A 17182-nucleotide genomic window follows, 5' to 3' on the forward strand; every position below is an offset into this window, starting at 1 on the left:
CTCCTCTCCTCGGCCGGCACGGCGGTCGGGACGGGGATGCGGTGGTGTGCCCGGTCAGCGACGTGGCAAGGTGTGGAGGTGGCCGAAACTTCGCACTCGACGACCGACGCACCCACGACCTGGCTGCCCCTGCCGGATGTGGCCGAGCGCCTGGGCCTGCCGATCCTCAAGGTGCACCAGATGATCAAGGACGGCTCGCTGCTGGCCGTACGCCACGAGGGCGTGCGCCAGGTGCCAGCGGAACTGGTGGCCAACGACATCGTGCTCAAGCACCTCCCCGGCGTGCTGACGTTGCTGCGCGACGCCGGGTTCAACGACGATGAGGCCGTGCGGTGGCTCTACACCGCCGACGACACGCTTCCGGGCACGCCCGCGGCGGCGCTCGGCGGCGACAAGGCCCGCGAGGTGAAGCGCCGGGCCCAGGCCGTGGCCTTCTGACGGTGTACGCGTACCTGGCGGTGCTGCTCGGCTGCCTGCTGTGCGCGCTGTGGCTGGAGCCCGTGCTGCGGGTCGGGGTGCTGCGCCAGTGGCGGCGGCTGCTGCTGGTCGCCGTGCCCGTGGTGCTGGTCTTCGGCGCGTGGGACCTGCTCGCGATCGCGGCCGGGCACTGGTCGTTCGACCACGGCCAGGTGCTGGGCGTCTGGCTGCCCGGCGGCATGCCGCTGGAGGAGCTGCTGTTCTTTCTGGTGGTGCCGCTGTGCGCGATCCTCGGCTTCGAGGCCGTGCGCACGGTCCTGGATCGGGTACGGCGGTGACGTACACGGCGGCCGCCCTGCTCGGCCTGGCCGGCGCGGTGGCGGTCGACCTGCTCGTGCTGCGTACCCGGGTGCTGCTCAGCCTCGTGTTCTGGGCCACCTACCCGATCGTGCTGGTGTTCCAGCTGCTCAGCAACGGGGTGCTGACCGGCCGCGGGGTGGTCCGCTACGCGCCCGAGGCGATCACGGGCCTGCGCGTCGCGTACGCCCCGGTCGAAGACCTGCTCTTCGGTTTCGCCCTGGTGCTGTTCACGCTCTCGCTCTGGGTCTGGACCGGACGGCGGCGACGATCAGCGCGCCCGTGACCGCGAACGCCCCCACCGCCTTCGTCAGCACCGGCACCCCCAACCCATTGGGCAGCGTCAGCACCGCGCAGACCACGGCTCCCGCGGCCACCCACCGCCGACGCCGCGGATCCGTCTCCGCCGCAGCCAGCACCGCCAGCGGCGCGACCGCGTACCACGGATAGAACACCGGCCCGAGCAGCGCCGTAGCCGCCATCACCCACCCGCACGCCCGCACCACGGCCCCCACGTCCCCGCGCCGCCGCCACGCGCACACCAGCCCCCACACCCCGACCCCCGCCAGCGCCACCAACCCCAGCGCCCGGCTCCCGGTCACCGCCTCATCGACCCACTCACCCCGCCCCACCAGCCGAAACACATAACCAACGGCCATCCCCACCGCAGTGGGCGGCGAACTCCACTGCACCAACTCCCCGGTCCCCCGCAACGCGGCCACCCACCCGAGCCCCAGCCCGCCGGCCGCACTCACCCCCACGAACGCGACAACCCCCGCCGCCGCCCCCGCCCACCACCGCCGCCCCAGCAACACCAGCACGAACGGCACCGCCACCACCGCCGTCACCTTGACCCCCACCGCCCCCGCCACGGCCACCCCGGCCCCCACCGCACCCCACCACGCCCCGCCCCGCCCGCGGCGACGATCTTGCGTGGACTGTGGGGACGACACGCCCGAATCGGGCAGAGGGGCAACAGTTCGCGCAAGATCGTCGTGACTTCGGGGGCGGTGGGACAGGGCGAGTGCCAGGGCGGTGGTGGAGAGGGCGGCGACGAGGGTGTCGTTGTGGACGGCGGAGAGGGCGTGGACGGCGGTCAGGGGGGTGAGTAGGGCGAGCCAGTAGGCGGCGGGGACGGGGACGCCGCAGGCGCGGGCCAGGGGCGGTAAGGCGAGGGCGAGCAGGGCCAATGCGGCGAGGGTGAGCAGGCGCAGGCCGGCCAGGGCGCCGAGCAGGCCGCCGAGAGCGGTCGCCGCTCCGGTCAGCAGCACCGCGACCGGGCCGTAGGGGGTGGGTGTGTGCCACCAGAGTTCGGGGACCGACGCGGTCCAGGGGCAGCCGCCGTCGGCGACCCCCATCGCGTACGGGTCCAGGCCCGCGCGCCACAGCCAGCCCTGGCAGGCGTACGCATAAGCGTCCCGGCTGCCCAGCGGCGGCGCGACCAGCAGCGGCGCGGCCCACGCCGCCCCGATGGTCAGCACCCGCCGCGCCGAGCCGCCCCGGTCCGTGCGGCCCAGCCGCCACCACGCGACCGTCCAGCCGGCCAGGCCGGCCAGCCAGCACGCCAGTCCCAGCAGGAAGCTCCCCGGCACCGCGCCGAAGCCGCCCAGCCGCAGCCCGGGTCCCGGATCGCCGCCCGGCAACGCGCCCGCCAGGTAGGCGGAGACGGCCAGCAGCAGGCCCGAGACGCAGCCCAGGGCGACCGTGGCACGGGGGACGGCGTGGCTGCCGGCTGGGCTGCCGGCTGGGCTGCTGGCTTGGGGGAGCACCAGTCGATGATTCCACGGTCCTTGATCGCGACCACGCGACACCGCACACTCCCTGATGTGGACAGGTACGCGACGCGGCGCAACATCACGATCGCCGCCGTGGTGGCGGTGCTGCTGGTCGCCGTCATGGCGCTGCTGGGGTACTGCGCGCGCACCGCGATGGCGCCCTCCGGCGAGGGCGGCGCGCCCGCTGCGTCGGCGGTCCGGACCCCGGTGTCGGGGCTGCCCACGGTGCCCCTGCGCGACCTGCCGAAGGAGGCCGTCGCCACGGTCGCGCTGATCGACGCGAACGGGCCGTTCCCGTACGACAAGGACGGCACCGTGTTCGGCAACCTGGAGGGCATCCTGCCCCGGCAGCCGCGCGGCTACTACCGGGAGTACACGGTGCCCACGCCCGGTTCCCGCGACCGCGGCGCGCGGCGGCTGGTCGCCGGCCGCGACGGTGACCTCTACTACACCGCCGACCACTACGAGAGCTTCCGGCAGGTGCTGCGCTGACTCAGGTCGCCCGGTGCACCGCGGCGTCGGCCAGCTCGCGCAGCATCTCGGCCGCCTCCGGCTCGACCGGCGCGGCCTCCAGGGCGGCGAGCGCCGTCGAGGTCAGCTCGGCGATGTACGCCTCCGTGCGGGCCAGCGCGCCCGACTCCGTGATGATCCGGCGCAGCTGCGCCACGCCCGACTCGTCGAGGTCGGGGCTGCCCAGCGCGGCGGCGAGCGTGTCCCGGTCGGCGGGCGCGGCGTGCGCGAGCGCCATCACGATCAGGTAGGTCCGCTTGCCCTCGCGCAGGTCGTCACCGGCCGGCTTGCCCGTGGCGACCGGGTCGCCGAACACCCCGAGCACGTCGTCGCGCAGCTGGAACGCCTCGCCCAGCGGCAGCCCGAACGCCGAGTACGCCTCGCTCAGCGCGGTGGGCGCGTCGGCCAGCGCGGCCCCCAGCAGCAGCGGGTGCTCGACGGTGTACTTCGCCGACTTGAACCGGGCCACCTGCGACGCCCGCTTCACCGAGGTGTCCGCGGACGCCTGGGTGAGCACGTCGAGATACTGCCCGATCATGACCTCGGTGCGCATCAGGTCGAACACCGGCCGGGCCCGGGCCACCGTCACCGGGTCGAGCCCGCTCTCGTGCAGCATCTCGTCGGACCAGACCAGGCACAGGTCGCCGAGCAGGATCGCCGCCGCCGCGCCGAACCCGGCGGCCCCGCCCTGCCAGCGCTCCCGGTCGTGCAGCATCGCGAACCGGCGGTGCACCGCGGGCTCGCCGCGGCGGGTGTCGGAGGCGTCCATCAGGTCGTCGTGCATCAGCGCACTGGCCTGCACCAGCTCCAGCGCGGCCAGCGCGGACACCACGTCGTCGCGGTCGTCGCCGCCCGCGCCGCGGTAACCCCAGTAGGCGAAGGCCGGGCGCAGCCGCTTGCCGCCGCCGAGCACGAACGCCTCCACGGCGTCGGCGAGCGGGGCCAGGCCGGCGTCGATGCCCGCCATGTGCGCCCGGCGGTCGGCAAGGAAGACCGCGAGAGCCTTCTCGACCCGCGGCCGCAGCGCGGCCCGGTCCACCGGGTGAATGGTCATGGGACGAACTTAGTTCACTCCCAGCCGGGTGGATGACCCCGGTAGGTATGACGTGAGCTGGGTGATCAGCTCACTCAGTTCACGCACCGGGCGGGTCTGCGGCCGGGCCGCCAGCCGTACCGACAGCTCGCGCGCCTGCTCGGCCGCCCGCGCCGACCCCGCCCGCACCGCCTCGACGGCCGCGTCCGCGCCGACCGCGCAGGCCTGCTCCACCTCGCCGACACCCAGCAGGGCACGCGCCAGCCAGCCCGCATAGACCGCCCGGGTACGCGGCTGACCGCGCCTCGGCCGGTGCCGGCCCGGCTGCTCCAGCAGCGGCAGCGCCCGCACCGGCCGGTCCAGCACGACCAGGCACCGGCCTGCCATGGCGGCCAGTTCCGCCTGGTCCAGCCAGTACAGCCAGGACGGCTCCTGTTCCGGGCGCATCCGGTCGCCGAGCCGCCGGGCGATCAGCAGGCCGTCGGCCGCGGCCCGCCCGTCCCCGGCCCGCGCCGCGGCCAGCGCCGCCCGGTGCGCGAGCAGCGCCCGCAGTCCCGGACTGCCCGCCCGGCGCACGCCCGCCGCGGCGATCCGGGCCAGCCGCCACGCCGCCCCGGGATCGGTGCCGCAGAGCAGGTGGCTGGCCGCGCCCAGCACGTGCCCGCCCAGCGCCGCATCACCCGCCTCCACCGCCAGCCCCAGCCCCGCCCGGTACGCCCGCAGCGCCGCCGGGCGGTCCCCGGCGTCGGTGGCCGTCCACCCGGCGAGCTGTGCCAGCTCCGTGACCGGGCGCAGCAGGCGACGGCGGTCCGCGCCGCGGGCGCGGTGCAGCCGGTCGGCGGCCTGCTGCCAGCGCCGGTGCACGATGGGGGCCAGATCGGCGCCACCGACGAGATCGTCCATCCGCCGCAGCTCGGCGATCTGCCGGTCGAGTTCGGTGACCCCGCCGCCGTCGTGGCGAGGTCGGGCGAGATGCCGTACAGCATGCCGGTCCGACGGGTCCCAAGACGCGTCCGGGGGGACGTCGCTGTTCACGGTGTGGCGCAGCCACTGCTCGGCGAGTTGGTGCAGACGGGTGACGCTGTCGGCGGGGGCGGGCAGGCCCAGCGGCCGCGCGGCGGCGGCCAGCCGAGCAGGTGGCAGGTCGAGCACGAGCGCCAGCCAGGCCAGCCACTGCGCGCCGGGCAGCCGGTCGCCACGCTCCCAGCGGCTCACCTCGTGCCTGGTCACCGTGGTGACCCCGGCCGCCGCGCAGAGCAGCGCGGCGAGCCTGGTCTGGCTGTACCCGCGGCGTCGTCGGGTCTCGGCGATCACTCTGCCCAGCGGTGGACGGGACACGGCGGCCTCCAGGCTCGTCCCACGGCGTTAGCGGACAACAGCCGACCCCCGGCGCAGGCCCCCATGCGCCGAACCGTTTCTACCGTCCGGGTACGACACCGTGCCTCCGCCCCGGCCGGCGGCGACCGTCACGAGGCGAGCCGCGTCGCCGCGAGCCGCCGGACCTCCGGTGACTCGATCGGATCGTGGGCGAGGTCGGCCAGCACCGTCCTGGTGACGTGGTCGAGGTGGACATGGGCCACGGCGAACTCGCGCACGTCGCACTCGCTGTCGAGCAGGCCCTGCGCCAGCGGCACCTCGGCGGCCAGGGGGTCGACGGTCAGCAGAGCCCGCAGGCAGGCCGTCCGCTCGTACGAGTGCGGAGTCCATCTCCACATCGCCCGCAACCGCGGCACGGCGTCGGCCGCCACGGCGCCGAAGCGGGCGAAGCCGTTTGCCAGGTCGTCGAACCCGCACCAATCGTCGGACTCCCACCGCCTGTCCCAGGCCTCGATCAGCCGCGGGATGTCCTGCTCGGTTCCGTGCTCGGCGAGCAGGGCCGCGCCGAACCGGTGCATCCGCCCGTCCTGAGCCCACACCCTGGCGTGGTCGACGACGGCCGGGCCCAGCCGGGACACCGCGCGATGCAGCAGCGGCGTGCCGAAGAGGTCCTCGGCCAGTTCCAGCAGCCGCGGCTCCGGCGCGGACCGGGTCAGCTCCCGTAGCGCTGCCGACCGCTCGCCGCGCGACGCCAGCGGGTCGGTCAGCACCGTGACCAGCACATCGTTGGGTCGCGGCACGGGCGTCGGCGGGCGGATCGGTCGTTGGGCCGTACGCCGTGTCAGGTCCTTGATCCGGGGATGCCGCCGCGCCCAGGTGGTCCAGGGGTCCCGGAACCCCAGCACGTCGTCCTCGTCCTGCGCGGTCAGCCGGGCGAGCGCCACGGTGTCGAGGTCGTCCCAGGTCTGCCGGGGCCACCGGTAGGTGATCTCTTCGAGCACCGCCATCCAGTGTTCGGCCTCGGCGACGGCCCGTCGCAGCACGGCCACCGCCCGGCGGTCGCCCGCGTGGCCGAGCGTCTCCAGTACCCTGAGCGTGACGTGAAAGGAGCCCTCGTCGGAGGAAGTGTCGTCGTCGAGGTCGGGGTCCCGGTCGGCCGTCCAGAAGAGATCGGTGATCGGCGTGAGATCCATCTCCAGGTCACGAACCAGTCGGGCGAGGTAGTCGCCGCAGTCGTCGACCAGGCGGTCCCAGCGGTGGTCGCGTGCGATGCAGGCGTACACGGCATCGGTCACGCCCACGTCGCGTCGATCGCGGCGTGCCACCAGCGCGCCGCGCCCGTGCCCGCGTTGCAGGCTGCCCAGCAGGGTCCGGGGATGGTCGTAGTACCAGTGGTGTCCGTCGTCATCCGGTTCGGTCATCGCGGATCAGGATGGCCACGCGCGGTCGACCGGACAACTGGAATACCGCAGTGATCATCTGTCCACGGCCTGCCGCCGTAATGACTGTGCCAGAGCAGGGCGCCGCCCACTGTCCCGTGGCCGCGCCAAGATCGCGGGGTCGGGAACCGAGTCAGATTACGCGGGCAGGCCATTCAGCACGGTCGGCTGCGTCGCCGTTCACGAGCTGCAGCAGCCGAGCGCAGAGCTCCTCGTTCGCTGCGATGGTGGCGGATGACTCGGCGGTGTGCGGCGATCCGTCCCGGTCGGCCACCTTCGCTCCGGCTTCACTGGCGATGACCACGCCGGCTGCCGTGTCCCACGGATTGTTGGACAACATCACCACCCCGTCGACGCGGCCTTCAGCCAGCCAGACCAGGTCGATGGCAGCTGAGCCGTGCATGCGGATCCGCTGCACGCCGTTCGCCAATCGGCCGGTGACCGCCAGCCGCGTGCGGTTCTTGGCGGCCGAGCCCGGTCCGACGGCGTAGTCGCCCATGGCCACCACGGCTTCTGTCAGCGTCGCCGTCGAACTGACCGCGAGCCTCCGGGTGCCGCAATGGGCCCCGCCGTTCCTTGTCGCGGTGTAACGCAGATCGAGGAAGGGCAGGTCCACGACACCAAGAACCGGGTCCCGACCGCACATCAGCGCCAGAGAGATGCCACATAGCGGACTTCCGTGGATGAAGTTCACCGTGCCGTCGACCGGGTCGAGCGCCCAGGTCAGCTCACTGGGCTCACCCTGTTTGCCGTCCTCCTCCCCGAGGAAGGCGATATCCGGCGTCGTTTCGCGGAGGAAGGCGGCCAGTCGGCGTTCGATCGCGAAGTCGACTTCGCTGGCCATGTCCCGGTCGCCCTTGGCGGTGATGATGCCTGGGGCGCTGGTGAGGAAGATTTCGCGCGCGATGTCGACCGCCTCACACGCGATGGGCAACAGGTGGTCGTAGCGGTTCACAGCGATCGGGCACCTTCCCAGGCACTGGTGAAGATCCTGTCGAATGTCGTGTAGAGGCCGGGAAGGCGGGGGTTGCGCTCGATCAGGAGAGTGGGCGCCTCCAGCCCGCGCAACTGGGGCAGGTAGGGCTGTACCACGCACAACCTTTCGTCGATCAGGATGATGTTGAACCGAACCGTCTCGTCGTAGACGGCCAGTTGCATATTGCCCTGCCGATCGGCGGGCAGCCGGTCTCGGACGCGTCGCAGCAAACCGAGATTGATTTCGTTGAGGCCGCTCAGGAATTGGGGCTGGTAACCCTCCTCCTGCTCTCGTCGCCTTATCGCGTCCCCTGCCGGGTCCAGCAGCAGCAGCCGTAACTGCGCACCGCCGGTCGCCAGCTCGTGCAGTCCGGTGTCGGAATACTGGTGACAGAGCATATTGAGCGACAGTCCCATGGCCCGGATGTCGACCGCTCCATCGAACAGATCATGCGCCGAATGAGCTGACGAGAACGCCGAACGGCTCGGATAGACGGCGACGACATCGGACAACTGCCGTGTCGGGTCGGGCGACGCGACCGCTGCTGACTGACGTACGGCAGAACTGCCCTCAGGCTGACGCACGCCGAGGAACAGCGTCGAGCGGGCAGGCTCTGGAATCTCGAATCCGCTGACGATCCGCGCCAGCACCTCGATGCTGGTCACCTTGCGGGATCCGCTCATGATCTCGCTGACCTGAGCCTGGCTCAGCCCGGAGATGGTGCCGAGCTGAGTCTGGGTCGCTCCGGTGATCCTCTGCGTGATCCGGAAGAGCTGGCCGATGTCCCGGCGTGCCAGAACATCCAGGACATCGGACTGCTGCCAGGTGGTGAGCGGCATCTCGTCGGTGGTGAACGCTGTGCGGCCCATTCCGGACTCCTGGTCGACGGCAGTGGCGAAGGTTGACTATATCCGGCGGCCGTATAAGCAGCCCTCTCTCCGTATCGGATCGTCGATGGAAGAAACCCGTCGACGCATCAACAGGCGGGATGGAACTGCGGCATGGAAATTCTGATGCTGTGTGCATGAGTCGTGACATGGGCGGGTCCATCGCCGAGCAGGAGTTCGACACATACGCCGAGGCTCAGGCGGCGTACGGGCGGCACCTGCTCGGCCTGCATCGCCGAGACGGCGCCGGTTGCTGCCGAGATTGCGGGCGGCCACACCCCTGTGGCGAACGCACCCGTGCCGGACTGCTGATCGCGCATTTCGAGGATTGGACCTCTTGACAGCGGAGAGCAGGAGAAACCCGGCAGCCGCGGTTATCGGTGGGGCACGTCTCCGCTGCTTGTGGCCCATGTAAGGACACGAACCGCCCTGGCCCCTGCACATCTTTGCGCTGGCCCCTCCCTGCGCGCGGAATCTTCGCTGTGATGAACGGGCTCGCGCTGGTCGACGGCACTCCCAGTCCGGTGTGAGCCGCCGGGGCGGCGCGTCATCTCCCATGGCCTGCGCCGCCCCGGTGCCCTCGTTCGCCCGTACACCCTGGAGGTCTTGATGGATCTTCCCCCGATCGACTGGGAGAACCCGCCGCTGGAGCCGCCGGAGCAGGTGGCGCAGCCGCTGATGTGGCGGCTGGCCGCGAGGCTGCTGCACGACCACGTGCCGGGCGCGGGCTTCCGGCCGCCGGTGCACCGCTGCCGGGTGTGCGAACTGCCCTGGCCCTGCCCGGCCCGGCGGTATGCCGAGCGCGGGCTGCTCGCCGCCTGCCGCCACCCGGCGGTGGGGCGCGGCTCGGCCTCGTTCGCGGACTGGTTCCTCACCGGCGAGCAGCCGTGAGCCCGCAGGCCCCGTACGGTGCCGCTGGGGCCGGAGGGGCCCGTGAGCATGGTCACGCGGGGCGGGCGCACCACGCACTGGGACGAAACCGCTCTTCAAGCCGGTGCGCCGATAGAGTCGGCAGGGTGACGCTGCGTGCTCCTTCCACCATGCCGGGACCTCGGCCGACCGTCCGCGAGCTGCTGGAGTCGGGGGAGCCGACGTTCTCGTTCGAGTTCTTCCCGCCCAAGACCGCCGACGGCGAACGTCTGCTGTGGCAGTCGATCCGGGAGCTGGAGTCGCTGCAGCCGTCCTTCGTCTCCATCACGTACGGCGCGGGCGGCAGCACCCGGGACACCACGGTGCAGCTCACCGAGCGCATCGCGACCGAGACGACGCTGCTGCCGCTGGGGCACCTGACCGCGGTCAACCACTCGGTCGGCGAGCTGCGCAACGTCATCGGGCACTACTCGGACGCGGGCGTGCGCAACATGCTGGCGCTGCGGGGCGACCCGCCGGGCAGCGACCCGCAGGCCGAGTGGGTCGCGCACCCGCGCGGGCTGCACTACGCCGAGGAGCTGGTGCGGCTGCTGAAGGACAGCGGCGACTACTGCGTCGGCGTGGCCGCGTTCCCGGAGAAGCACCCGCGCTCGGCCGACTTCGCCTCGGACGTGCGCCACTTCGTCGGCAAGTGCCGGGCCGGCGCGGACTACGCGATCACGCAGTTCTTCTTCGACTGGCAGGACTGGGCGCGCCTGCGCGACGCCGCCGCGGCGGCGGGCTGCGCGGCGCCGATCATCCCGGGCATCATGCCGGTGACCAACGTCAGCCAGATCGAGCGCATGGCGCAGCTGTCCGGCGCGGCGTTCCCGCCGGACCTGGCCGAGCGGCTGCGCGCGGTCGCCGACGACCCTCGGGCGGTACGCGCGATCGGCGTCGAGGTGGCCACCGAGCTGAGCGCGAAGCTGCTGGCCGAGGGCGCACCCGGCCTGCACTTCATCACGTTGAACCGGTCGACGGCCACCCGTGAGGTGTGGCAGCGGCTACGGGTGGGCGCCGCGGTGTAGCTCCCACCCGGGTGGCCCGTGCGAGCGGGCGGACCGGGAGTGGAGCATGGCAGCGCCGACGACGGAAACGAGCTGGGACGGGTACGTCGCCGGCTGGTCGAACTCGCACGACGGGTACGACCCCCGCCACGCGGGTCCGCTGCTGCGCAAGTGGCTGCGTGCCGCGTTCACGGCCGGCGGGGCGCTCGCCCGGTTCGGGGCGCGGCCGGCGTACGCGATGACGGTCGCGGTGACCTGCGCGGTGCTGGTGCCGGTCCTCGCGGCCCGGGGCGGCTCGTGGCCCGCGCTGGCGGCCGTGGTGCTGGTGCTGGGGCTGGCCGCCGACACGGTCGGGCAGACGCTGGCGGTGCTGCTGGGCCGGACCTCCCGGCTGGCCTCGTTCTACCGCACCATGATCGACCGGCTGAGCGAGGTGTGCTGGCTGGTCGCGCTCGCGACGCTCGGCGCGCAGCAGACCGCGCTGCTGGCCTGCGGCGCGATGGTGTGGCTGCACGAGTACATCCGGGCCCGCGCCGGGGCGGTCGGGTTGCGCGCGGCGGGCTCGGCGACGATCGGCGACCGGCCCACCCGGGCCTGGCTGACCCTGCTGTCGCTGCTGCTGGCAGCCGCCGCCACCGCCCAGGTCGGCCCCGATCTCGCGGCCGGTGTGGTGACGATGGTCCTGGTCCTGTGGTTCTCCCTGGCCGTGCTCGGCCTCGGCCAGCTCCTCACCGTGGTCCGCAAGGTCCTGACCTGAGGTCAGTGGGTCATGGGCAGGGGGCGGCCGAGGACGGCGAAGGGGCGGGGGTCGCCGGGGAAGAGCAGGTGGCGGGAGACGTCGAGGAAGCCGGTGCGGCGGTACAGCCGCCAGGCGCGGGACGCCTGCTCGTCGGCCTCGGGGGTGGACAGCAGTGTGGTCGCCGCGCCGGTCATCGCCAGCAGCGCCCGCAGCTGCGCCTCGCCCAGGCCGTGGCCCTGCGCCGCGGGGCGCACGTGCAGCTCGACGACCTCGAAGCAGTCGGTCAGCCAGCGTTGCCGCGCGGCCGGATCGAGCACCGCGCTGACCTGGTCGTGCCACCACTGACCGGGCTCGGAGTGGTAGCCGTAGGCGAAGCCGAGCAGGTGGCCGGTGTCGCTCAGGCTGGCGATGGCCCGGAAGTACGGCCGCTGCAGGTGCGTGGTGATGTAGCCGCGCCGCACGGCCAGCGCCTGCGGGTGGTACGACATGGCCTCGCCGAACACGGCCAGCACGTCGTCCATACGCCGGCCGAGGTCGTCGGAGGTCCAGGGGACCAGCCTCATGCGACCTCCGCCGGTGTCGCCGAGGTGACCCTCAGCAGTTCCGGGTAGGTGATCGGGAAGACGGCCCGGGGCACCCCGCCGGCCGCCCAGATCTCGCCGTACGCGGCGAGCGCGGTGTCGATGAGGGTGCGCACCGGTTTGGGGTGGCCGAGCGGGGCGACACCGCCGATGGCCTGGCCGGTGTGCTCGCGGACGAACTCGGGCGTGGCCCGGCGCAGCTTGGCGACGCCGAGGTCGGCGGCGACCTTGGCGGTGTCCACCCGGTGCCCGCCGGAGGTCAGCACCAGCAGCGGCTCGCCGTCGACCTCGAAGATCAGCGAGTTGGCGATCTGCGCGGCCTCGACGCCCAGGGCGGCCGCGGCCGCGGCGGCGGTGTGCACGCCGTCATCCAGGATGACCACGCGGCAGCCGGCGCCGGTGTGGTCACGGGCGTCGGCGGCGTCGAGCGCGTGCTGGACTGCGATCACGTTCGGGTGCGACGACATCACTCGATCCAAGTCTCGGCGTGGGGCACGTCAACGGGCGCTGTGCACACGGTCGCGTTCGACCGCACGGGCTTCATTCTGCCCCAGCGGCACCGGCTCGATCAGCGCCGCCACGGGCACCCGGGCGGTCTCGGCCAGCGCCACGCCGATCAGCAGCAGCGTGCCGCCGGCGAGCTGCGCCGGGTTGAGCCGCTCGCCCAGCGTGATCCAGGCCACCGCGGCGGCGAGCACCGGTTCGATCATGCCGAGGATGCCGACGCTGGTCGCGGGCAGGTGCCGCAGCGAGCCGGCGATCAGCAGGTACGGCACGATGGTGCCGAGGATCAGCAGGTAGGCGCAGAGCAGCCAGAGCGGCGTGCCGCCGTCGGTGTGCCCACCCAGCGCGCTCCAGTCCGGGGCGGTGCCGCTGAGCGCCCGGAAGAGCAGCCCGGCCACGGCCGACACGCCGAACGCCCAGCCGGTCAGCGAGACGGTGTCGCGGCTGGCCACGCCCTTCGCGCCGAGGACGAAGTACGCGGCGAGCAGCACCGCCGCGCCGAGTCCGGCGAGCACGCCGACGCCGTCGAGGCTCAGGTCACCCCAGACCTCGGCGACGCAGGCCAGGCCGAGCAGGCACAGGGCCAGTCCCGCCCACAGCCGCGGGCGCACCGGGTGGCGCTGGCCGAAGCGGGCCCACAGCGCGACGAACAGCGGGGCGGTGTATTCGAACAGCAGCGCGACGCCGACCGGCATGCGGGCGATCGCCACGAAGTAGAGCATCGGCACGGCGAGGAAACCGGTGATGCCGTACGCGATGAGCAGCGGCAACTGCCGGGCGGTGACGGCGAACCGGCGTACTCCGGGGCGCAGGGCCACGCCCAGCGCGATCAGCCCGGCGCAGGCGCCCAGCGCGCGCAGCGTGGTGAGGTCGGGCGCGCTGACCCCGGCGCGCAGGATCAGCTTGGAGACGGTGCCGTTGACGGCGAACAGCAGGCTGGCCAGCGTGACCATGGCGATGCCCAGGGCGGGGCGCGGACGGAACGGCACCGTTCGAGGCTACCTGTTGTCATGTGCGTAGCTGCATCTGGTCCTTACGTAAACGGTCCGGGTCGCGACACGGCGCGGGTCAGGGTTTACAACGCGATTTTTTCGAACTAACGTTCTACTCGTTGTTCGGACAAGTGTTCGATCATGTCTCGGGGGGAGCGGCTCGCTACCGCGAACCTCGGGCCGGTGTTCGCGGCACCGACCCAGGTCACCGGAGATTCGCGGCTCCGGCGGCCGACCAGGCGGGTGCCACCCGCTGCCCATCGACCCCCGGGCAGCGGGTGGCCGCCCGACCGGCGAGCCGGTCCGGGCGTGGCGTGGGGAAGCTCCACGCCCGGCCGGCAAGCGCAACACCACGTTCTTCCTCCGTGGCTCGGAAAGCGGGCGGTCGCCCGGCCCGGAACGACCCGGGTCCGAACGACAGCCCTGGGCTCGGCCGGGTATAGGCCGACGATGGAGGGAGCCGCCGACATGAACGCCACGACGAAGGTGCCGGCCCATCTGCTGCCGCACCGCACGCCGATCGAGCTGATCGTCCTCGCCCGCCGCGGGCTCGCCGAGGCCCGGGAGACCGAGAGCCCCGCACAGCGCTACGCCGTCGCCCACCTTGCCGCCCTGCGTGCCGCGGCGGCCGTGATCGCCGCCCGCGCGCTGCCCGCGCCCGCCCGCCGCCGCCAGATCACCAGCGTATGGGTGCTGCTGGCCATGGTCGCCCCCGAGATGAGCGACTGGTCGTCGCTGTTCTCGTCCGGCGCGGCCAAGCGCTCCGCCGCCGAGGCGGGCATCGCCCGGGTCACCGCCCGAGAGGCCGACACCCTGCTGCTGCAGGCCGTCCACTTCACCGACGAGGTGCAGGAGGCGCTGGACCTCGCGATCCAGCCCGCCCTCGCACGGTGAGTTCCGGGCCCGCGGGGGCGGGCCCTGAGTTCCGGGCCCGCGAGGCGGGCCACCGCGCCCGCCGGGCGCACCTCGGACAGCCCGTTCCCGGCACCGCCCGCCCGCGGCCGCCGGGGACGGGCCACCGGGGATCACCACGACGGATGACCACGTACGACGGGGGGATGAACGCCATGACGGGGCTGAGCATGGCCCGGTCCATGGAGTTGCGGCACGCTTCGGTGCGGCGAGCCAGCGACCTCACCGACGAGCAGGCCGGCCTGGGCACGGACCGGATGCTGCCGGTGCTGCCCGAGCTGCGCGAGCTGCTACCCGGCCGGGGACTGCGCCGGGGCAGCACGATCGCGGTCGCCTCGACCGACGCGCCCGGCTGCGGCGGCACCACCTCGCTGCTGCTGGCCCTGCTGTCCGCCGCGTCGTCCGCCGGTTCCTGGTGCGCCGTGGTCGGGCTGCCGACCCTGGGCCTGGCCGCCGCCGCGGAACTGGGCATCGCCCTGGACCGGCTCGCCCTCGTGCCGCACCCCGGCCCGCAGTGGACCACCGTCGTCGGCGCGCTGCTCGACGGGTTCGACGTGGTGGTGGCCGCCCCGACCGGGCCGGTCGCGGCTTCCGCGCGCCAGCAGCTCGCCGCCCGCGCCCGCCAGCGCGGCAGCGTGCTGGTGCCGTTCGGCGGCGGTTGGGAAGGCGCCGACGTGGTGCTCTCCCCGGTCGAGGGCATGTGGATCGGGCTGGGCCGGGGACACGGCCGGCTGCGCGCCCGCGAGCTGACCGTCTCGGCCCGCGGCCGGGGCGCCGCGGGCCGACCCCGCCAGGTCACCATGTGGCTGCCCGCCCCGTCCGGCCCGGCCGTCCCCGCGCCCGAGCCCGAGCCCGCGATCGTGTCGCCGCCGCGCCCGCAACCCCAGGCCATGGGGCAGAGCCGGGGCCACCTGCGCGTGGTGCAGGGATGACCGCGGCACCGCAACCTCCTGGGGCGGTGCCGACCGGACCCGCGGGTGGTGTGTGCCCAGGACCGACCGGGCTTGCGGGCGCTCGGCCGGTCACGGTTCGGGGCCGGTCGGCCGGCGCCGCGGGTGAGGCGATGCCGTACCCGGTAGGCGGCGGCCGGGCGCGGCCGCGGGCGGTGCGCTGATGGGCGACGCCGCCCAGCGCACCATGCTCGTCTGGTGTCCGGACTGGCCGGTCATCGCCGCCGACCTGCTCGACGGGGTGCCCGCGCACAAGCCGGTCGCGGTGCTGCACGCCAACCGCGTCGTCGCCTCCTCGGCCGCCGCCCGCGCCGAAGGGGTGCGCCGCGGGCTGCGCAAACGTGAGGCGCAGAGCAGGTGCCCGCAGGTGATCACGGTCGACTACGACCCGGTCCGCGACGTACGGGCCTTCGAACCCGTGGTCGCCGCCGTCGAGGAGATCGCCGCCTCGGTGGCGGTGCTGCGGTCGGGTGTGTGCGCGTTCGCGGCCCGCGGCCCGGCCCGCTACTTCGGCGGCGAGGAGGCCGCCGCCGAGCGCATCGTCGAACAGGTCGCCCAGCAGTGCGGGGTGGAGGCCCAGATCGGCGTCGCCGACGGCACGTTCGCCGCGCTGCTGGCCGCCCGGGCCGGGCGGATCATCGACCCCGGGCAGACCGCCGCCTTCCTGGCCGCGATGCCGGTCACCACCCTGGACCGGCCCGCGCTGACCAGCCTGCTGCGGCGGCTCGGCGTGCACACCCTCGGCGCGTTCGCCGACCTCCCGCCCAGCGACGTGCTGGCCCGCTTCGGGCTCGACGCCGCATTCGCGCAGCGCCTGGCCGCGGGCCGCGACGACCGGCCGCTCGCGGTCCGCCAGGCCCCGCCCGAGCTGGAGGTCGAGGAGCGCTACGACGAACCGGTGGACCGCGTCGACAGCGCCGCGTTCGCCGCGCGGGCGCTGGCCGAGCAGCTGCACGAGCGGCTCGCCGGATACGGCATGGCCGCCACCCGGCTGGCCATCAGCGCCGTCACCGCCGACGGCCGCGAACTGCACCGGGTATGGCGGCACGACGGCGTGCTCACCGCGCAGGCCATCGCCGACCGCACCCGCTGGCAGCTGGAGGGGTGGATCACCCAGCGCCGGATGACCGCCGGGATCATCGCGCTGCGGCTCATCCCCGACGGCCTCGTCCAGCAGGCCGGGCTGCAGGCCGGACTGTGGGGCGACGTCGGGCAGGAACGCGACCGGGCGCACCGCGCGTTGCACCGCGTGCAGGGCATCCTCGGCCCGGAAGCGGTGGTGACCGCGGTGCTCGGCGGCGGGCGCGACCCCGGCGGGCAGGCGACCCTGGTGCCCTGGGGCGACGAGCGGTCGCCCCGGCGCCCGGCGGGCCCCTGGCCCGGCCGCCTGCCCCCGCCGTCACCGGCCGTGGTGCTGCCCGAACCGCTGCCGGTGCAGCTGCTCGACGACTCCGGCGAGGTGCTGCGGGTCAGCGCCCGGCTCGAACTCAGCGCCCCGCCCGCCCGCCTGGTCTGGGACGGCCGAAAGATCGAGGTCACCGGCTGGGCGGGCCCGTGGCCGGTCGAGGAGCAGTGGTGGGACGGCCGCCGTACCCACCGCTCCGCCCGCCTCCAGATCCTCCTCGCCACCGGCCGAGCCCTCCTGCTCACCCTCAACGCCGGCCAATGGTCCATAACCCTCCACTTCGACTGACCCACCCACCCCACCCACCCCCTCCCGGGTTGATCATGAACTTATGGGCAGGTTGGCCGGTGTGTCGTTGACACAACCTCATGATCGATCGGGACGAGCGCCCGTCACCCGAGGGTGATCATGAACTTGTGGCCGCGACACGCCGTCGAGCCGTGCCATAAGTTCATGATCAACGAGTGGGGCG

At 73.5% G+C, this 17182-nt stretch carries 20 protein-coding genes; 10 read left to right on the plus strand and 10 right to left on the minus strand.

The features are described from left to right. The first annotated feature begins 78 nt into the window (after positions 1 to 78). From Cco03nite_RS00915 to Cco03nite_RS00925, 3 genes are read left to right on the plus strand one after another with little or no spacing between them, the layout of a single operon-like run. Complete coding sequence (locus Cco03nite_RS00915; RefSeq protein WP_239167012.1) at positions 79 to 438, plus strand: Rv2175c family DNA-binding protein; 360 nt, start codon at positions 79 to 81, stop codon at positions 436 to 438. A 2-nt stretch (positions 439 to 440) separates the two neighbouring features. After that, the gene (locus tag Cco03nite_RS00920; RefSeq protein ID WP_239167013.1) at positions 441 to 755 is read left to right on the plus strand and encodes a lycopene cyclase domain-containing protein; all 315 of its coding nucleotides are present in this window, start codon (positions 441 to 443) and stop codon (positions 753 to 755) included. After that, the gene (locus Cco03nite_RS00925; protein ID WP_203687946.1) at positions 752 to 1060 is read left to right on the plus strand and encodes a lycopene cyclase domain-containing protein; all 309 of its coding nucleotides are present in this window, start codon (positions 752 to 754) and stop codon (positions 1058 to 1060) included. The genes Cco03nite_RS00920 and Cco03nite_RS00925 overlap by 4 nt, the downstream gene beginning before the upstream one ends. Here Cco03nite_RS00925 and mptB read toward each other — a convergent pair. Then, positions 1005 to 2543, minus strand: a complete 1539-nt coding sequence (gene mptB, locus Cco03nite_RS00930; RefSeq protein ID WP_203687947.1) for a polyprenol phosphomannose-dependent alpha 1,6 mannosyltransferase MptB — start codon at positions 2541 to 2543, stop codon at positions 1005 to 1007. The two genes, Cco03nite_RS00925 and mptB, sit on opposite strands and share 56 nt — an antisense overlap. Positions 2544 to 2600: 57 nt before the next feature. Here mptB and Cco03nite_RS00935 point away from each other — a divergent pair, with 57 nt between their 5' ends. Then, a complete protein-coding gene (locus Cco03nite_RS00935) occupies positions 2601 to 3041 on the plus strand; it encodes a guanyl-specific ribonuclease (RefSeq protein ID WP_239167014.1) in 441 nt (146 codons plus the stop codon). A gap of 1 nt (position 3042) precedes the next feature. On the opposite strand, the gene Cco03nite_RS00940 is transcribed toward Cco03nite_RS00935, so the two are convergent. The 6 genes from Cco03nite_RS00940 to Cco03nite_RS00965 form a co-directional block, all read right to left on the minus strand. Beyond that, positions 3043 to 4113: a polyprenyl synthetase family protein gene (locus Cco03nite_RS00940; protein ID WP_203687948.1), complete on the minus strand. Its 1071-nt coding sequence runs from the start codon at positions 4111 to 4113 to the stop codon at positions 3043 to 3045. Between the two features lie 9 nt (positions 4114 to 4122). Further along, positions 4123 to 5430, minus strand: a complete 1308-nt coding sequence (locus Cco03nite_RS00945) for an NsdA family TPR-like regulatory protein (RefSeq protein WP_203687949.1) — start codon at positions 5428 to 5430, stop codon at positions 4123 to 4125. 128 nt (positions 5431 to 5558) lie between these two features. Further along, positions 5559 to 6830 carry a hypothetical protein gene (locus tag Cco03nite_RS00950; protein WP_203687950.1) on the minus strand — a complete coding sequence of 424 codons (1272 nt, stop codon included), beginning with the start codon at positions 6828 to 6830 and terminating at the stop codon, positions 5559 to 5561. Positions 6831 to 6981: 151 nt separating this feature from the next. After that, complete coding sequence (locus tag Cco03nite_RS00955; protein WP_239167015.1) at positions 6982 to 7803, minus strand: inositol monophosphatase family protein; 822 nt, start codon at positions 7801 to 7803, stop codon at positions 6982 to 6984. Continuing rightward, positions 7800 to 8693, minus strand: coding sequence for a DUF5919 domain-containing protein (locus tag Cco03nite_RS00960; protein ID WP_203687951.1), 894 nt, complete (start codon positions 8691 to 8693; stop codon positions 7800 to 7802). Before Cco03nite_RS00960 ends, Cco03nite_RS00955 begins: the two co-directional genes overlap by 4 nt. Before the next feature lie 107 nt (positions 8694 to 8800). Then, positions 8801 to 9031 (minus strand): hypothetical protein, encoded by a 231-nt coding sequence (locus tag Cco03nite_RS00965; protein ID WP_203687952.1) that lies wholly within the window; start codon positions 9029 to 9031, stop codon positions 8801 to 8803. Between the two features lie 289 nt (positions 9032 to 9320). Here Cco03nite_RS00965 and Cco03nite_RS00970 point away from each other — a divergent pair, with 289 nt between their 5' ends. The 3 genes from Cco03nite_RS00970 (at position 9321) to Cco03nite_RS00980 (ending at position 11384) form a co-directional block, all read left to right on the plus strand. Then, positions 9321 to 9602, plus strand: a complete 282-nt coding sequence (locus Cco03nite_RS00970) for a hypothetical protein (RefSeq protein ID WP_203687953.1) — start codon at positions 9321 to 9323, stop codon at positions 9600 to 9602. Positions 9603 to 9727: 125 nt separating this feature from the next. Then, on the plus strand, positions 9728 to 10648 hold the full coding sequence (gene metF, locus Cco03nite_RS00975; protein WP_203687954.1) for a methylenetetrahydrofolate reductase [NAD(P)H]: 921 nt from the start codon (positions 9728 to 9730) through the stop codon (positions 10646 to 10648). A 46-nt stretch (positions 10649 to 10694) separates the two neighbouring features. Next, a complete protein-coding gene (locus tag Cco03nite_RS00980; RefSeq protein WP_203687955.1) occupies positions 10695 to 11384 on the plus strand; it encodes a CDP-alcohol phosphatidyltransferase family protein in 690 nt (229 codons plus the stop codon). A 2-nt stretch (positions 11385 to 11386) separates the two neighbouring features. Here Cco03nite_RS00980 and Cco03nite_RS00985 read toward each other — a convergent pair whose 3' ends face one another. The 3 genes from Cco03nite_RS00985 to Cco03nite_RS00995 are packed head-to-tail and all read right to left on the minus strand — an operon-like array spanning position 11387 to position 13440. After that, positions 11387 to 11929 carry a GNAT family N-acetyltransferase gene (locus Cco03nite_RS00985; protein WP_203687956.1) on the minus strand — a complete coding sequence of 181 codons (543 nt, stop codon included), beginning with the start codon at positions 11927 to 11929 and terminating at the stop codon, positions 11387 to 11389. Then, on the minus strand, positions 11926 to 12414 hold the full coding sequence (locus Cco03nite_RS00990) for a YbaK/EbsC family protein (protein WP_203687957.1): 489 nt from the start codon (positions 12412 to 12414) through the stop codon (positions 11926 to 11928). The genes Cco03nite_RS00985 and Cco03nite_RS00990 overlap by 4 nt, the downstream gene beginning before the upstream one ends. A gap of 30 nt (positions 12415 to 12444) precedes the next feature. Further along, positions 12445 to 13440, minus strand: a complete 996-nt coding sequence (locus Cco03nite_RS00995) for an EamA family transporter (protein ID WP_203687958.1) — start codon at positions 13438 to 13440, stop codon at positions 12445 to 12447. Between the two features lie 471 nt (positions 13441 to 13911). On the opposite strand from Cco03nite_RS00995, the gene Cco03nite_RS01000 reads away from it, so the two are divergent. The 3 genes from Cco03nite_RS01000 to Cco03nite_RS01010 all read left to right on the plus strand — a co-directional run bounded on the left by Cco03nite_RS01000 (position 13912) and on the right by Cco03nite_RS01010 (position 16998). Then, positions 13912 to 14337, plus strand: a complete 426-nt coding sequence (locus tag Cco03nite_RS01000) for an SAV_6107 family HEPN domain-containing protein (protein WP_203687959.1) — start codon at positions 13912 to 13914, stop codon at positions 14335 to 14337. A gap of 173 nt (positions 14338 to 14510) precedes the next feature. Further along, the gene (imuA', locus tag Cco03nite_RS01005; protein ID WP_373314199.1) at positions 14511 to 15287 is read left to right on the plus strand and encodes a DnaE2-dependent mutagenesis accessory factor ImuA'; all 777 of its coding nucleotides are present in this window, start codon (positions 14511 to 14513) and stop codon (positions 15285 to 15287) included. 181 nt (positions 15288 to 15468) lie between these two features. Next, complete coding sequence (locus tag Cco03nite_RS01010; protein ID WP_203687960.1) at positions 15469 to 16998, plus strand: DNA polymerase Y family protein; 1530 nt, start codon at positions 15469 to 15471, stop codon at positions 16996 to 16998. The last annotated feature ends 184 nt before the right edge of the window (positions 16999 to 17182 follow it).

It is taken from the genome of Catellatospora coxensis, assembly GCF_016862635.1.
Classification (GTDB): Bacteria; Actinomycetota; Actinomycetes; order Mycobacteriales; family Micromonosporaceae; genus Catellatospora; species Catellatospora coxensis.

Coding starts and splice junctions, on each gene's coding strand:
- imuA' (WP_373314199.1), top strand. CDS start 14,511: ATGACGGGGCTGAGCATGGCCCGGTCCATGGAGTTGCGGCACGCTTCG.
- Cco03nite_RS01000 (WP_203687959.1), top strand. CDS start 13,912: ATGAACGCCACGACGAAGGTGCCGGCCCATCTGCTGCCGCACCGCACG.
- Cco03nite_RS00985 (WP_203687956.1), bottom strand. CDS start 11,929: ATGAGGCTGGTCCCCTGGACCTCCGACGACCTCGGCCGGCGTATGGAC.
- Cco03nite_RS01010 (WP_203687960.1), top strand. CDS start 15,469: ATGGGCGACGCCGCCCAGCGCACCATGCTCGTCTGGTGTCCGGACTGG.
- Cco03nite_RS00940 (WP_203687948.1), bottom strand. CDS start 4,113: ATGACCATTCACCCGGTGGACCGGGCCGCGCTGCGGCCGCGGGTCGAG.
- Cco03nite_RS00950 (WP_203687950.1), bottom strand. CDS start 6,830: ATGACCGAACCGGATGACGACGGACACCACTGGTACTACGACCATCCC.
- Cco03nite_RS00990 (WP_203687957.1), bottom strand. CDS start 12,414: ATGTCGTCGCACCCGAACGTGATCGCAGTCCAGCACGCGCTCGACGCC.
- Cco03nite_RS00980 (WP_203687955.1), top strand. CDS start 10,695: ATGGCAGCGCCGACGACGGAAACGAGCTGGGACGGGTACGTCGCCGGC.
- Cco03nite_RS00970 (WP_203687953.1), top strand. CDS start 9,321: ATGGATCTTCCCCCGATCGACTGGGAGAACCCGCCGCTGGAGCCGCCG.
- Cco03nite_RS00965 (WP_203687952.1), bottom strand. CDS start 9,031: ATGCGCGATCAGCAGTCCGGCACGGGTGCGTTCGCCACAGGGGTGTGG.
- Cco03nite_RS00960 (WP_203687951.1), bottom strand. CDS start 8,693: ATGGGCCGCACAGCGTTCACCACCGACGAGATGCCGCTCACCACCTGG.